This window comes from Caballeronia sp. LZ065, assembly GCF_031450975.1.
Taxonomy (GTDB): Bacteria; Pseudomonadota; Gammaproteobacteria; order Burkholderiales; family Burkholderiaceae; genus Caballeronia.
The window spans coordinates 2,598,268-2,612,146 of record NZ_JARUXV010000001.1 but is presented as its reverse complement, the minus strand read 5'-3'; the positions used below and the strand labels follow the sequence as shown (position 1 = coordinate 2,612,146).

The 13,879-nt window shown below is 64.7% G+C and carries 9 protein-coding genes; 7 read left to right on the top strand and 2 right to left on the bottom strand.

What is annotated here, in order from left to right:
* Positions 1-82 precede the first annotated feature (82 nt).
* On the top strand, positions 83-1,027 hold the full coding sequence (gene galU, locus QCE63_RS12025) for a UTP--glucose-1-phosphate uridylyltransferase GalU (RefSeq protein WP_309833077.1): 945 nt from the start codon (positions 83-85) through the stop codon (positions 1,025-1,027).
* Between the two features lie 81 nt (positions 1,028-1,108).
* On the opposite strand, the gene QCE63_RS12020 is transcribed toward galU, so the two are convergent.
* Positions 1,109-1,561 (bottom strand): GDP-mannose mannosyl hydrolase, encoded by a 453-nt coding sequence (locus QCE63_RS12020; RefSeq protein ID WP_309833798.1) that lies wholly within the window; start codon positions 1,559-1,561, stop codon positions 1,109-1,111.
* A 148-nt stretch (positions 1,562-1,709) separates the two neighbouring features.
* Positions 1,710-3,752 carry a hypothetical protein gene (locus QCE63_RS12015; RefSeq protein ID WP_309833076.1) on the bottom strand — a complete coding sequence of 681 codons (2,043 nt, stop codon included), beginning with the start codon at positions 3,750-3,752 and terminating at the stop codon, positions 1,710-1,712.
* A gap of 1,201 nt (positions 3,753-4,953) precedes the next feature.
* Between QCE63_RS12015 and QCE63_RS12010 the strand changes: the two genes are divergently transcribed.
* From QCE63_RS12010 to gmd, 6 genes are all read left to right on the top strand, one after another.
* On the top strand, positions 4,954-5,955 hold the full coding sequence (locus QCE63_RS12010; protein WP_309833075.1) for a helix-turn-helix domain-containing protein: 1,002 nt from the start codon (positions 4,954-4,956) through the stop codon (positions 5,953-5,955).
* A gap of 177 nt (positions 5,956-6,132) precedes the next feature.
* The gene (locus tag QCE63_RS12005; protein WP_309833797.1) at positions 6,133-7,614 is read left to right on the top strand and encodes a mannose-1-phosphate guanylyltransferase/mannose-6-phosphate isomerase; all 1,482 of its coding nucleotides are present in this window, start codon (positions 6,133-6,135) and stop codon (positions 7,612-7,614) included.
* 159 nt (positions 7,615-7,773) lie between these two features.
* Positions 7,774-9,153 (top strand): undecaprenyl-phosphate glucose phosphotransferase, encoded by a 1,380-nt coding sequence (locus QCE63_RS12000; protein ID WP_309833073.1) that lies wholly within the window; start codon positions 7,774-7,776, stop codon positions 9,151-9,153.
* Between the two features lie 50 nt (positions 9,154-9,203).
* Positions 9,204-10,358, top strand: a complete 1,155-nt coding sequence (locus QCE63_RS11995) for a polysaccharide biosynthesis/export family protein (protein WP_309833795.1) — start codon at positions 9,204-9,206, stop codon at positions 10,356-10,358.
* 72 nt (positions 10,359-10,430) lie between these two features.
* Positions 10,431-12,659, top strand: coding sequence for a polysaccharide biosynthesis tyrosine autokinase (locus tag QCE63_RS11990; protein WP_309833072.1), 2,229 nt, complete (start codon positions 10,431-10,433; stop codon positions 12,657-12,659).
* Between the two features lie 97 nt (positions 12,660-12,756).
* Positions 12,757-13,875, top strand: coding sequence for a GDP-mannose 4,6-dehydratase (gmd, locus tag QCE63_RS11985; protein WP_309809492.1), 1,119 nt, complete (start codon positions 12,757-12,759; stop codon positions 13,873-13,875).
* Positions 13,876-13,879: the final 4 nt, after the last annotated feature.

The window sequence follows — 13,879 nt, the reverse complement described above, 5'->3', positions numbered from 1 at the left end:
TATTGCATAACAAGAGGCGTGCCGCAAACGCTCGACGACGCATCGGGCATGCCTCCCGACAACCATCACACGAGGTGAGCCGATGCTCAAAGTACGCAAGGCGGTGTTTCCTGTCGCGGGTCTCGGCACGCGCTTCCTTCCGGCCACCAAGGCGAGCCCGAAGGAAATGCTGCCAGTGGTCGACAAGCCGCTGATCCAGTATGCAGTCGAGGAAGCGATGGCCGCGGGCATCACCGAGATGATCTTCGTCACCGGCCGTAGCAAGCGCGCGATCGAAGATCATTTCGACAAGTCCTACGAGATCGAATCCGAACTCGAAGCGCGCGGCAAGCAGAAGCTGCTCGACCTCGTGCGCAGCATCAAGCCGAGTCATGTCACCTGCATCTATGTGCGGCAGGCGGAAGCGCTCGGACTGGGGCACGCGGTGCTGTGCGCGGAGAAGCTGGTCGGTGCGGAGCCGTTCGCGGTCGTGCTCGCCGATGACCTGCTCGACGGCGAGCCGCCGGTGCTCTCGCAGATGGTCGATGTCTTCGATCACTATCATTCGTCGGTGATCGGCGTGGAAGAGATCGACCGGCAGGACTCGCGCTCGTATGGCGTGATCGAAGGCAAGCCGTGGGACGACGGGCTTTTCAAGCTCTCGCGCATGGTCGAGAAGCCGGAGCCGGCGCAGGCGCCGTCGAACTTCGGCGTGGTCGGCCGCTATGTGCTGATGCCGCGCGTGTTCGACTTCCTGCGCAAGCAGAAGCCCGGCGCGGGCGGCGAGATCCAGTTGACCGATGCGATCCAGGCGCTGCTCAAGCAGGAACAGGTGCTGGCGTTCCGTTATCGCGGCAAGCGCTTCGATTGCGGCAGCAAGCTCGGCTATCTGAAGGCGACGGTCGAATTCGCGCTGCGTCATCCTGAAGTGCGCGGCGAGTTCGAGCGCTATCTGCGCGCGCATTTCGGTGTGCAGGAACAGCAGCAACAGGCAGCGGCGGCGCCGGCCGCGGACGACGCGAGCGCGTGCCCGGTTGTGGAGGCATAAAAGGTTTCTAGGCGGGAAGGATGGGCGGCGCGCAGCGATGCGCGCCGTTTGTCTTTTGAGCGTTGGGCCAGGTGCAGACGTTCAGCGAAAGTACGCCTTGGTGTTCTCGTGGACATCGTCGCGCGCAAGCAGTTCGTCGCGCAGCAGCCATTGATACTCGCTGTGCTGATCGAAGCGGCCGATGGCCGCCGTGGCGTTCAGCGTCAGCGTGTAGGCGAGCACGACATAGTGCGTACCGAAGCCGCCCGTGCCCGCGAAGTTGTCGTCGTAGCGGTGTTCATAGACGCCGAAGAAGCGCGATCCCGCACGCTCCATGCTCGCCACGCCCAGCTCGTTATGCGCGATGCGCGTGAATGCGCCATCGAGCGTTTCGTCCTTGGCGATGCGCCCGCCCGGCACGAACCAGGTGCCCTGAGCCGGCCGGTTGCGCCGCCGTCCTAACAAAATGTGCCGGTTGCCGTCGGTGACGATCAGGTCGATCGAGACCAGCGGCGTGAGCCGTACCACGGTGAGGAAATCCGCCTCGCTCAGCATCGCCGCTCCGTAGGTCGCGTCCATCATGGCCGGGTTCATTGCGAATCGAGTGTAGCGCGCGGGGTCGCTCCACCGGCATGCGCGGCACTGGCGAAAACCGCCTGAATGCCGTCAGCGCAGGCCATGCGCGACGTGGCCTGCGCGGAACTCATTGCCCCACATATCCGGCCGGCCGGGTCACGTTCGCGCGCATCGAGTCGGCATTGTTCGACACGACGTAGACCGGCGCGGCCGTGAGCACGAGCGGCACCTGGCCGTCGCTGTACGGCACCGTCGATGCATTGCCCATCATGTCGAACACGGTGACCGAGCCGGACTTGCCCGGCGCATCCACGGCAAGCCGATAGTTCACCGCGCGGGTCGCATCGAAGCCGTTGGCGCCGGGCCATGCGGCGTTGTCGTGACTCCACAGCGCGGTCACGACGCGGCCGTTGTTGAGGCGCTGGAATGCATACGCGTAGACGCCCTTTGGCGTGTCCTTCACCGGGCCGAGCGTGGTCGTGCCGTCGATGAGACGCGTCATCGCGGCCACCGCCATCGCGGCGGGCTTCGGGCTGATCTGCTTCTGCCCGAAGCCGCCCTGCGGGTTCACGAGGTCGAAGAAGATGCCGTAGCCAATTTCGTTGGGGATATCGGCGGAATAGAACACGAAGCTCACGTCCGCGCCTTCGCCGAGCAGGATCAGATGGGCGCGCGCGACCACCGCGCCCTGCGCATACAGCACGTTCCAGCCGGGCGAGTTCGGCCCGTACTTGCTGCCGATGTCATAGCTCACGCCCGTCTCGGTGACGAACAGCTTCGCGCCGGGCCGGACCACGTCGGTCATCGCGCGGCGCAGGTCGCGCATCATGCCCGGCATCGCTTTCGCGGCGGTGGCCGGCGACGCGTCGAAGCGCTCCGGCGGATGCGAGGGCGACGTGCCGACATCGTAATAGCCATGGGCGCTGACGCCGTCGAGATACTTGCCGATGCCGAGCGGCGCGAGGCGTCGCAACCACTTCGTGTTCGACGCCAGGTTCGACAGCGTCAGCCCCATCACGACCGCATCCGGATCGCCCGCGTGGATGGCGTCGTGCGTGGCCTTGTACAGCGCGACGAGATTGGCGTCCGTATCCTTCCAGGGCAGTCCGCCCTCGTAGTCGGGCTCCCAGGTCACCTGATAGTAGTTGTGCGTCTGCCGCGCGAACCAGGTCTTGCGCACCGTGTTCGATTCCTCGCCGACACGCTTCATATAGGCGCTGTATGCATCGAGCGAGACCGGCGCCCAGCTGTGCGTGCGCTCCTTCGTCGGGCTGGCCCAGGCGGGAATGCCGTCGAGCTGGATGAGGCGCAGCAGGTCGCCGGGCTTGAAGAACGTCGCGAGATTGTCGGCGCTGGCGTTGAAGGTGTTGGGACCTTTTTCTTCGGTCACGTACCAGTTGCGGTTGTCGTTCACCCAGGTGAGGCCGAGGTCCGTGTAGAGCGGCCGATAGCCGTCGCCCGAGCAGCACTCCTCGCCGGGTTTGAGGTAGGCCGAACCTTGTCCGCCGAAGCGGTGCTGGTCGGGATGCGCGAAGGTGACGGGCGGCAGCGCGGGCGACACGTCCGGCAGCACGCCGAAGGTCGCGATGCCGGCGGCCCGTGTGCCGCGCATCGGCAACGTGCTCTTGCCCGAAGCGAGCGAGGCGCTGACAGAGAAGTATCCCGCCGTCTCCGACATGCAGGCGAGCGTGTACGTGCCCGGCTGGGCCTTCACCGGAAAACGGCCGCTCGCCTTCGGGTTGTTCCAGGCATCGCGTACCTGCCATTCGACGGTGTCGGCGGTCTTGGTCCGCGTGGTGATCGCGATGCGAACGGGCGCATCGAGCGGAAACATGCGCGTGCCGTCGCTGCCGGGCGTATCGGCTTCGATCGGATCGCCTCCCGGTTTCGCCGCGATGGGCGGCGCGGGCGCGCTGCAACGCAAGGGCGGGGTGTCGGCCGGATCTGGCGCTTCGCTTTCGGCGACCTTCACGAGCGCCGCGCGCGGGGCGCCGGGGCCTTCCGGCGCCGCCGCAAGCGTCTCGATACGGGTGGCCAGCGTCTCGGCGGGCCCCGTCTTGTCGCAACCAGTGAGCGCCAGCAGCGCGCCCGCGGCCACGGCGATGCGCGCCTGCGGGACGCGCAGGGTTCGGCGAGCGGCGGTGAAACGCGAAGCGGGTGTCCGGTTCATCGTGAGCCTGGCGCGTGAGCGCTCTGTGCCGCCCATGCGGCGAAGGCGCTCGGGCCACGCGCCAAGCGCACACGATGATGCCTGCGCCGGCGGGCCACCGTGCGCGCGCGCACGCGTGGGCGTGCGTCGTCGGATGAATGCTGGACCGGATGCCTGCGTTGCGAATGTGAACGCTTCGAGGCGGCATCCATGTGCGTGGGCGCTCATCCAATTTCAGGAGTGAAACATGGAAGGATGACCACGACAATGGGATCTGCCCGTAGAAATCGGCAAAGCTGACCGCCCCGGACACGGTTTCTTTGCATCAAAGCCGCGCGATTTGAATGACATGAGAGGTTTGCAAACAAGCGTGCGCATTCTCCCGATGATTACAAACGCTTTCAATGGCATGGAGAAAAACCGTGTCAAACCGTGCGCCGCCGCAAAACACTAGAGAATGGCGGACACGGCGGGTGCCGCATCCCGGCGGATGCCCGGGCTGACGCGGGCGCGGCTGTTTCGCAGCGCAGCATCGGGAATCGCATGAACACGTTTTGAAATCGCGATTAACTTAAAATATCGTTGATTAAGAGCGGGCAGAAAAACGCTCCGATTATTCGGAGCGATAAAATAGCGCTTTATTAATTCGATTCAAATTGACGGATTTAATTGAAGTGCGAAAACAGCTTTAAGCTCGCTTTATGAACCGGCGCAAAAGGAAAAAAATTCCCGATTGCCGCGATACACACGCGCGCGTCTGAAGCCGGGAATGTTTCACAGTTGAATCAGTTTCTTTGCTCCGACTTGGGCCAAGCGCCGTGGGCCCAGCCGCCCAGGGCCACGGGGCGTGGCTTTCAGGCTTTGTCCATGGCCGATCAAGCGGCTCGCGGGCGCGGATTGCACTAAGCCGCGGACTAAAAGTTTGTATGACAAATCGGATTTCAATCGCGTGATTCTTTAGAAAGCGGCGCATTCCGAATTTGGGGAGGGATATCAATGTGCGCTCACCCTCATAGCGCGACAGATTTTGTGGTTCAAGCGCGAAAATCTAGAGCACAAAAAAGTTTGTCTGCTTATTATTCAAGCCAGCGGATCGATTCCGCCATCACTCCGTTCCAATCGGTCACGGTAACCCGGCAAAGTTCGGGAAACTCCTTTGATGCACCGCAATGACCGAGAACTCTTCCGCACCTCCTTGGAAACAAAGCTGCAGAGGATGACCATGCCTTACGCCAATCTCGAACCCGCAGTCATGGGTTGGACGCCGCCCGCGGCGCGAACCTCGCAGACCGAGGTCCGCCGCATCGCGATCCTGCTATTCGACGGATTCTCCCTGCTGGGCGCGGGGATCGTCGCGGAAGTCTTCCACATGGCCAACGAACTGTCGTCGGCACGGTCCCGCGTGGACTGCACCTACGACGTCCGTTTCTTGTCGGTGGAAGGCGGCAACGTCGCCTGCTCGTCGTCGGTGCGCGTGTGGACCGATGGCCTGGACGCGCGCCATTACGGCGGCTTCGATGCGCTGTTCGTCGCCGGCGGCCGTGGCGCGGAAGGCGCCGCGAAGGACGACCGCATCGTCGAATGGCTGCGCCGCGTGCAGACCAAGACCACCGTGGTCCGCGCCATCTCCGAAGGCCGCAAGGTGCTCGACGCCGCGGGCATCGGCCCGATGCAGGATCCGCAGGCGCGCTACGGCGGCGCCATGATTCACCTGGTGCGCGAAGAGCAGTCGGCCGACGCCGGCGACCGCTACGAGTCGATGAAGGGCGCGCTGCTGATCGTGAAGCGCGACTTGGGCATCGACGTGTCGCGCAGCGTCGCGGAGCGCCTGATGCCGGGTTCGGCGGCGAAGCTGGTGTCGATTCTCGGCGACAGCGGCGCGGCGTCCGCCGGCGACAAGATCCGGGCGGCGGCGCGCTGGCTGCAGGACAACTGCGAACGGCCGATCTCGGGGGTCGACGCGGCGCAGGTGGCCGCGATGAGCGAACGCAACTTCCTGCGCCGCTTCAAGATCGAGATGGGCATCACGCCGTCCGACTACCTGTTGCAGGCGCGGCTCGCCGTCACCTGCGCGCTGCTGACGGATTCGGAACTGCCGGTCGACAAGATCGCGCGCCGCAGCGGCATGGGCAACGGCGACCGGCTGGCAAAGATTTTTCGCAAGCGCCTCCTGATCTCTCCGACCGAGTACCGGACGCAGAGCAGGCGCGAAGCAAACGGCTGAACGGCTCATACGCGCGTTAGCGCGCATGGTCTGAACAACGATGGCGTAAACCGTCGAAGGTTTGGCCGGACCCGAACGGTTCGGCACTCAATCATTCTCGGGCGGCAGTGTGCCGCCCGACCGAAATCGCAGGCAGGAGTCCATATGACGAATGAGGCACGCACGGTAGGCGAGAAGATGACTGGCACGACAAGCATGGAGACGGCCGCGTGCCGCAGGCTTGTCCCGGTCATTCTCGCCGGCGGCTCGGGCACGCGCCTGTGGCCGATGTCCCGTGAACAGTTCCCGAAGCAGCTGATCGGCATCGTCGGCCGGGATTCGCTGTTGCAGGCTACGGTAGGACGTCTCAAGGGTTTCGCGGGCGACTTCAAGGTGGCCGCTGAACCGATCATCGTGTGCGGCGAGGAACATCGCTTCACCACGGAAGAGCAGACCCGTGAAGCGGGTGTCGATGCCCGCATCATCGTCGAGCCGGCGCGCCGCGATACGGCGCCCGCGCTGACGCTGGCGGCACTCGCGGCGATCAAGGACGGCGAGGACGCGATCATGGTCGCGATGCCCGCCGATCACTCGATCGCCGACCTGCCGGCGCTGCATCGCGCGATCGCCATCGCGGCGGAGCATGCGGCGCGCGGCGTGATCGCGACGCTCGGCATCCCGCCGACGCGCCCCGACACCGGCTTCGGCTATATCCGCCTGGGCGAGGCGCTGGAAGACGGCGCGCACAAGATCGAGCGCTTCGTCGAGAAGCCCGCGGCCGAGCTCGCGTCGCAATACGTCGCGGCCGGCACGTACTGGTGGAACAGCGGCATTTTCGTGGTCCGCGCGAGCGTGTGGCTCGCCGCGCTGCAGAAGCTCAATGGCGAGATGCACGCGGCCTGCCGCGCCGCGCTCGCCGAAGGCCGCGACGACGGCAAGTTCGTCCGTCCGTCGGCCGCCGAATTTGGCCGCGCGCCGTCGGATTCGATCGACTACGCGGTGATGGAGCACATCGGCACGAACAACCGGCCGTGCGACGGCGTGGTGGTGCCGCTGGTGGCGGGCTGGTCCGACCTCGGCTCGTGGGACGCCGTGTGGGACGCGATGGACAAGGACGAGTCGGGCAACGTCGCGAGCGGCCGGGTGATGTTCGAAGGCGCCACGTCGAGCTATGCGCGTTCCGAAGGCGGGCGCCTGGTGGCATGTGTCGGCACGACCAACATCATCGTGGTCGAGACGGACGACGCCGTGCTGGTGGCGGACCGTTCGCGCGTGCAGGACATCAAGGGACTGGTGGCGCGCATCCGCGAGCAGCATGCTCCCGAAGCCAACGCGCATCGCAAGGTGCGCCGTCCGTGGGGCTTCTACGATTCGATCGAACACGGCGAGCGCTTCCAGGTGAAACGTATCGTGGTGTCACCGGGCTCGAAGCTCTCGCTGCAGATGCATCATCACCGCGCGGAGCACTGGATCGTCGTGTGCGGCACGGCGCTCGTCACGCGCGGCGACGAGCAGTTCATGTTGTCCGAGAACCAGTCGACCTTCATTCCGCTGGGCGTGACGCATCGGCTGGAGAACCCGGGCAAGGTGCCGCTCGAGATCATCGAGGTGCAGTCGGGCAGCTATCTCGGCGAAGACGACATCGTGCGCTTCGACGATACCTACGGCCGCTGCAACTGAGCGCCGAAGGAAACAGGCAACAAACAGGCAACAAACAGGCAGCAGACGGGCAACACGCGACACTTCTTTGCAGCGGCTTCACACCAGATCAAAGACTGGCTGGCGAGGGAGGGCACGAGCGGGCGCGGTACAGGGGCGATAAGCATTCGGGGGAATGACATGCGCGATTTACAGGGATTGCTGGCCAGGCTGTTTGACGTCATCGTGATCGTCGGCGGCGCGGCCGTGGCATCGCAGATCAGGTTCGAGTACATCGAGGCTCACGCCTATTCGGTGGCGTTCGTCGCGTTCGCGGCGGCGTTCTCGCTCGCGCTGTTCCCGGGCTTCGGCGTCTATCAGTCGTGGCGCGGCCGCAGCAAGCTGCAACTGGCCTGCCAGGTGTCGCTCGGCTGGCTCGTCGTGCAAGGCTGCGCCCTCGCGCTGATGTTCTCGCTGCATCGCCTCGACTATGTGTCGCGCCTGTGGTTCGCCTACTGGACCGCGATGTCCGGCGGCCTGATGATCGCCGGCCGGCTGATCACGCATGCGGTGCTCGCGCACATGCGCCATGCGGGCATGAACCTGCATCAGGTGGCGATCGTCGGCTGCGGGCGGCACTGCCATTCGATGATCCGCAAGGTCGACCGCGCCACGGACTCCGGTTTCCTCGCCACCGCCGTCTTCAATGCGGCGCCGGAAACCGGCGCGATCAACACGGATGTGCCGGTGTTCGACAACTACGAGGCGTTCGTCAATTTCGTCCGAACGCAGCACGTCGATGAAGTGTGGCTCGCGCTGCCGCTGTCGCAGGAGCGCATGATCCTGCGCTTCGTGAACGAGTTCCGCGACGACCTCATCAACGTGCGTTTCATCCCGGACGTGCGCAGTCTCGCGCTGTTCGAAAGCGGCGTGACGGATCTGCTCGGCACGCCGGCAATCAATCTGGTGGCGTCGCCGCTGTCGGCGTCCGCGCTGCTGAAGAAGGAACTGTTCGACCGCGCGTTCGCGCTCGCCGCACTGTTCGCCGTCGCCCCGCTGATGATCGGCATTGCGCTCGCGATCAAGCTGACCTCGCGCGGGCCGGTGTTCTTCAGGCAACGCCGCAAGGGCGCGGATGGCCGCGTCTTCAGAATCTACAAATTCCGTTCAATGCGTCTGCATACGGAACAGGCCGGCGTGCTCCAGCAGGCCACGCGCGGCGACCCGCGCGTGACCCGGGTCGGAGCGTTCCTGCGCCGTACCAGCCTCGATGAGCTGCCGCAGTTCCTCAACGTTCTGTTCGGCGACATGTCGGTCGTGGGCCCGCGTCCACACGCACTGGAGCATGACGACCTGTATCGGAAGGTCGTATCGGGGTACATCCATCGTTACCGGATCAAGCCGGGCATCACCGGCTGGGCCCAGGTCAACGGCTTTCGAGGAGAGACTGATCGCATCGAGAAGATGGAAGGACGCGTCGCACACGATTTGTACTACCTGGGTAACTGGTCGTTCGGCCTCGACATGAGAATCATCGCCGCAACGATCTTCAAGGGACTACGCCACACCAACGCTTACTGATGTAGGGGACGACCATTATGCACAATCAACAACAACCGGGCACCACCTCCATGGCCGCCAATACCAACGTGTCGCGCATCTTCCGCCTCACGAGCCTGGCTGCGGCTGCTTCCTTCACCGTGCTGTTCGCGGGCTGCGGACTGGCGCCGGGCATGCACTTCGAGCAGCCGGCGCAACTCGTCGAGACTTCGAACGACCAGGGCGATCCTGCGTCCACGGTCAACATTCCGATCACGCCGATCGACCTCTCGCTCGTGAAGAAGATGAAGGCCGCGCAACCGGTCGTCACGGGCGACCCGAACGCTTCGCTGTACGGCAAGGCCGGCGCATACAAGCTCGGCGTCGGCGACGTCTTGCAGGTCACCGTGTGGGATCACCCGGAACTCGTCGCCGCGCTCGGCCAGCCGCCGCAGCAGACGCGTACCGCGGACGCCGCGCCGGGCTTCGTCGTCGATGCCGACGGCAACCTGCAGTTCCCGTACGTCAACCGGCCGCTGCATGTGGCGGGCAAGACCGAAGGCCAGGTGCAGCGCGAGCTGTATCAGGAGCTCTCGAAAGTATTCGTGAAGCCGCAGGTGACGGTGCGTGTCGCATCGTTCCGTGCGTCGCAGGTGTATATCGACGGTGACGTCCGCACGCCGGGCGCGCAGCAGATCAACGATATTCCGATGACGCTCACCGAGGCCATCGGCCGGGCGGGCGGCTTCGCGACGACGGCGGACCAGAGCCGCGTCACGCTGATCCGCGACGGCGTCACGTATCACATCAACATGGCGGGCATGACCTCGAAGGGCAAGAGCCCGTCGGACATCATGCTCAAGCCGGGCGATGCGCTGCGTATCGACTCGCGCGAAGACAACGGTGTCTACGTGATGGGCGAAGTGTCGAAGCCGGCCACCGTGATCCCGATGCGCAACGGCAAGCTGACGCTGTCGGATGCGGTGTCGCAGGCGGGCAGCTTCAACCCGGAGACGTCCGATCCGAGGCAGGTGTACGTGATCCGCAACGGCCAGACCGATCAGCCCGAGGTGTATCACCTCGACGCGCGTTCGCCGGTGTCGATGCTGCTCGCGAACGGCTTCGAATTGCAGCCGCATGACGTGGTTTATGTGGACAACAACGGACTGGTTCGCTTCTCGCGTGTGCTGAACCTGCTCCTGCCTGCCATCAACGCTGGTTTGACGGCAGCCGTCCTGACGAAGTAAGGGTTGTGACCGGCGCGCAGGGGCGCGCCGGTGGTTTGTTTGTTCGTTTTCAAGAACTGAGCGAGCGAGACCATGGCGATGAACTTCGATTCACGATACTCCGACGTATCGACGGGCGACGAACTGCGGCTTTCCGACTATCTGGCGGCCGTACTCGGCAACTGGAAGCTCGTGACGGTCGTGATGCTCGCCGTGATTGCGCTGGGAACCGCGTATGCGTTCATCGCGACGCCGACCTACAAGGCGGATGCGCTCATCCAGGTCGAGGAAACGAACCCGAACAACAACCCGAACGCGAACGCCAACGCGGTGCAGGCCGTGTCGCAGATGTTCGACGGCAAGGCCACCACGGCCGCGCAGATCGAATTGCTGCGCTCGCGCCTCGTGGTGGACGACGCGGTGCGCCGCCTGCATCTCGACATCAGCGCGGCGCCGCACGGCTTCCCGGTGCTGGGCGGGCTGCTCGGCAGCGCGTTCTCGATGTTCAACATGACGGTGCCCTCGGGCTATCTGTCGCGCTTCGCATGGGGCGGCGAGCAGATCGAGGTGCCGCTCTTCGATACGCCGAAAGATCTCTACGACAAGAAGTTCACGCTGGTCGCGGGTGAGAACGGCAGCTATGTGCTGAACGATCCGGACGGTGTCGCCATTCTCACGGGACGCGTGGGCCAGGAAGCAACCGGCGTGACGCAGCAGGGACCGGTCAAGCTCAAGGTGGACAAGCTCGTCGGCAACCCGGGCGTGCAGTTCGAGTTGCAGCGCTTCTCGACGCTCACCACCATCGACAGCCTGCAGAAGCGCCTGACGGTGGCGGAAACGGCGTTGCAGTCCGGCATCATCGGGCTCAGCCTGGAAGGCAGCAACCCGAAGGAAGTCGCGCAGATCGTCAATAACATCGCGAACCGCTATGTCGCGCAGGATTCGGAGAAGCGCTCGGCGGAAGCGGAGCACACACTCGCGTTCCTCGACCAGCAACTGCCGATCCTCAAGAAGCAGCTCGACGAATCCGAGCAGAAGTACAACTCGTTCCGCAACAAGCAGGGCACGGTGGATCTCTCGGAAGAGAGCCGCCTGCTGCTCCAGCAGATCGTCGACAACAAGACCAAGCTCTCGGACCTGCAACAGCAGCGCGCCGAACTGTCGCTGCGCTTCACCGCGAACCATCCCTCGGTGCAGGCGCTCGACGCGCAGATTGCCTCGCTCACCGGCGCGCAGTCGCGCATGGCCAAGAACGTGTCCACGCTGCCCGATACCGAGCAGACCGCGCTGCGCTATCTGCGCGACGTGCGCGTCAATACCGAGCTGTACACCAATCTCCTGAACAGCGCGCAGCAGCTGCGCATCGCCAAGGCGGGGCAGATCGGCAATGTGCGCGTCGTTGATTTCGCGCAGACGCCGGACGATCCCGTGCGCCCGAAGCGCGTGCTGGTGATCCTGATCTCCGCGGGCGTGGGCCTCGTGCTCGGCATCCTGCTCGCGTTCGTGCGCAAGTCGCTGTATGGCGGCGTCGAGCGGCCGGAGGAGATCGAGAAGCAACTGGGCGTGCGCGTCTTCGCGATCGTGCCGCGCAGCACCGAGCAACTGCGCCTGCAACGCAAGGTCGGCATGCGCCGCGAAGGGCTGCACGTGCTCGCGGCGCAGGCGCCGGAAGATGCGGCCGTGGAAGGCATTCGCGGCCTGCGCACCTCGCTGCAACTGCAACTCGCCGATGCGCGCAACAACGTCGTCATGCTGACCGGCTCGCGGCCGGAGGCGGGCAAGTCGTTTCTTTCCGTGAACCTTGCGACCCTGGTGGCCTCGACCCGCAAGCGCGTGCTGCTGATCGACGGCGACATGCGCCGCGGCGATATCCACTCGCACTTCGGCGTGCGTCACTCGCCGGGCCTCTCCGACGTGCTGATGGGCGCGGACGTGACGAGCGCCATTCTCACCGACGTCCTGCCGGGCGTCGACCTCATCACCAAGGGCTCGCTGCCCTCGCATCCGTCGGAGCTGCTCGCAAGCGACCGGCTGGGCGAGGTGCTCGGCGAGCTGAAGCAGCGCTACGACCTCGTGATCATCGACACGCCGCCCGTGCTGGCTGTCACCGACGCGACCGTCATCGGCAAGCACGCGGGCACGAGCCTGCTCGTCGTGCGGCATGGCAAGAACCAGGTGCAGGAGATCGGCGAGACGATGAAGCGCCTGCACCACGGCGGCGTGAACATGAAGGGCGTGCTGCTGACGGACGTGCCGCAGTCGAAGATGTTGATGGGAAGTACATACGCCGGGTATTACGGCTACGAAAGCATCGCGGAGTGACCAGCGCAAAACAATAGCTCGGTAGAAGTGCCCGGTACAACAATGTCGGCGCGTCCCCGCGCGCCGCATCTTGAGACCGAAGATGGAGAGGTTACGCATGGACCGCAAAGTCGCGTTGATCACGGGCATCACTGGGCAAGACGGGTCGTATCTTGCCGAACTGCTGCTCAGCAAGGGTTATGAAGTGCACGGCATCAAACGCCGGAGTTCGCTCTTCAATACCGACCGCATCGACCATCTGTACCGCGATCCGCACGAAGCGGACCAGCGCCTGTTCCTGCATCACGGAGACCTGACGGACTCGACCAGCCTCGTGCGCATCATCCAGCGCGTGATGCCCGACGAGATCTACAACCTCGCCGCGCAGAGTCATGTGGCGGTGTCGTTCGAGGAACCCGAGTACACGGCCAACGCCGACGGCCTCGGCGCGCTGCGCATTCTCGAGGCGATCCGCATTCTCGGCCTCGAGAAGAAAACGCGGTTCTATCAAGCTTCGACATCCGAACTATACGGGCTGGTGCAGGAAATTCCGCAGCGCGAGACCACGCCGTTCTATCCGCGCAGCCCGTATGCGGTCGCCAAGCTGTATGCCTACTGGATCACGGTGAACTACCGCGAGGCCTATGGCATGTACGCGTGCAACGGGATTCTCTTCAACCACGAGTCGCCGGTGCGCGGGGAAACCTTCGTCACGCGCAAGATCACGCGCGCGATCGCCCGGATCGGCGTGGGTTTGCAGGACGACGTCTATCTCGGCAACCTCTCCGCGCTGCGCGACTGGGGCCATGCGCGCGATTACGTCGAGATGCAATGGATGATGCTCCAGCAGGACAAGCCTGAGGATTTCGTCATCGCCACCGGGGTGCAGTACAGCGTGCGCGAATTCGTCCAGCAGGCGGCCGCCGAGCTCGGCGTGCACGTGCGTTTCGAGGGCGAAGGCGTGAACGAGGTGGGCATCGTGGACCACGTCGAGAGCCGCGAAACCAAGCTCGCGCCGGGTCAGGTGATCGTCCGGGTGGATCCGCGCTACTTCCGTCCGACCGAAGTCGAAACCCTGCTCGGCGATCCGTCCAAGGCGCACGCCCGGCTCGGCTGGCGGCCCGCCACCCCGTTCTCGGCGCTCGTCAAGGAGATGGTGCGCGCCGATTTTCAAATCGCCCGGCGCGACGCGCTCGTCACGCTCGCCGGTTTCAAGGCCCTCGAACATCACGAGTAAGCGC

Coding starts and splice junctions, on each gene's coding strand:
- QCE63_RS12015 (WP_309833076.1), bottom strand. CDS start 3,752: ATGAACCGGACACCCGCTTCGCGTTTCACCGCCGCTCGCCGAACCCTG.
- QCE63_RS11990 (WP_309833072.1), top strand. CDS start 10,431: ATGGCGATGAACTTCGATTCACGATACTCCGACGTATCGACGGGCGAC.
- QCE63_RS12020 (WP_309833798.1), bottom strand. CDS start 1,561: ATGCTGAGCGAGGCGGATTTCCTCACCGTGGTACGGCTCACGCCGCTG.
- QCE63_RS12000 (WP_309833073.1), top strand. CDS start 7,774: ATGCGCGATTTACAGGGATTGCTGGCCAGGCTGTTTGACGTCATCGTG.
- QCE63_RS12005 (WP_309833797.1), top strand. CDS start 6,133: ATGACTGGCACGACAAGCATGGAGACGGCCGCGTGCCGCAGGCTTGTC.
- gmd (WP_309809492.1), top strand. CDS start 12,757: ATGGACCGCAAAGTCGCGTTGATCACGGGCATCACTGGGCAAGACGGG.
- QCE63_RS11995 (WP_309833795.1), top strand. CDS start 9,204: ATGGCCGCCAATACCAACGTGTCGCGCATCTTCCGCCTCACGAGCCTG.
- galU (WP_309833077.1), top strand. CDS start 83: ATGCTCAAAGTACGCAAGGCGGTGTTTCCTGTCGCGGGTCTCGGCACG.
- QCE63_RS12010 (WP_309833075.1), top strand. CDS start 4,954: ATGCCTTACGCCAATCTCGAACCCGCAGTCATGGGTTGGACGCCGCCC.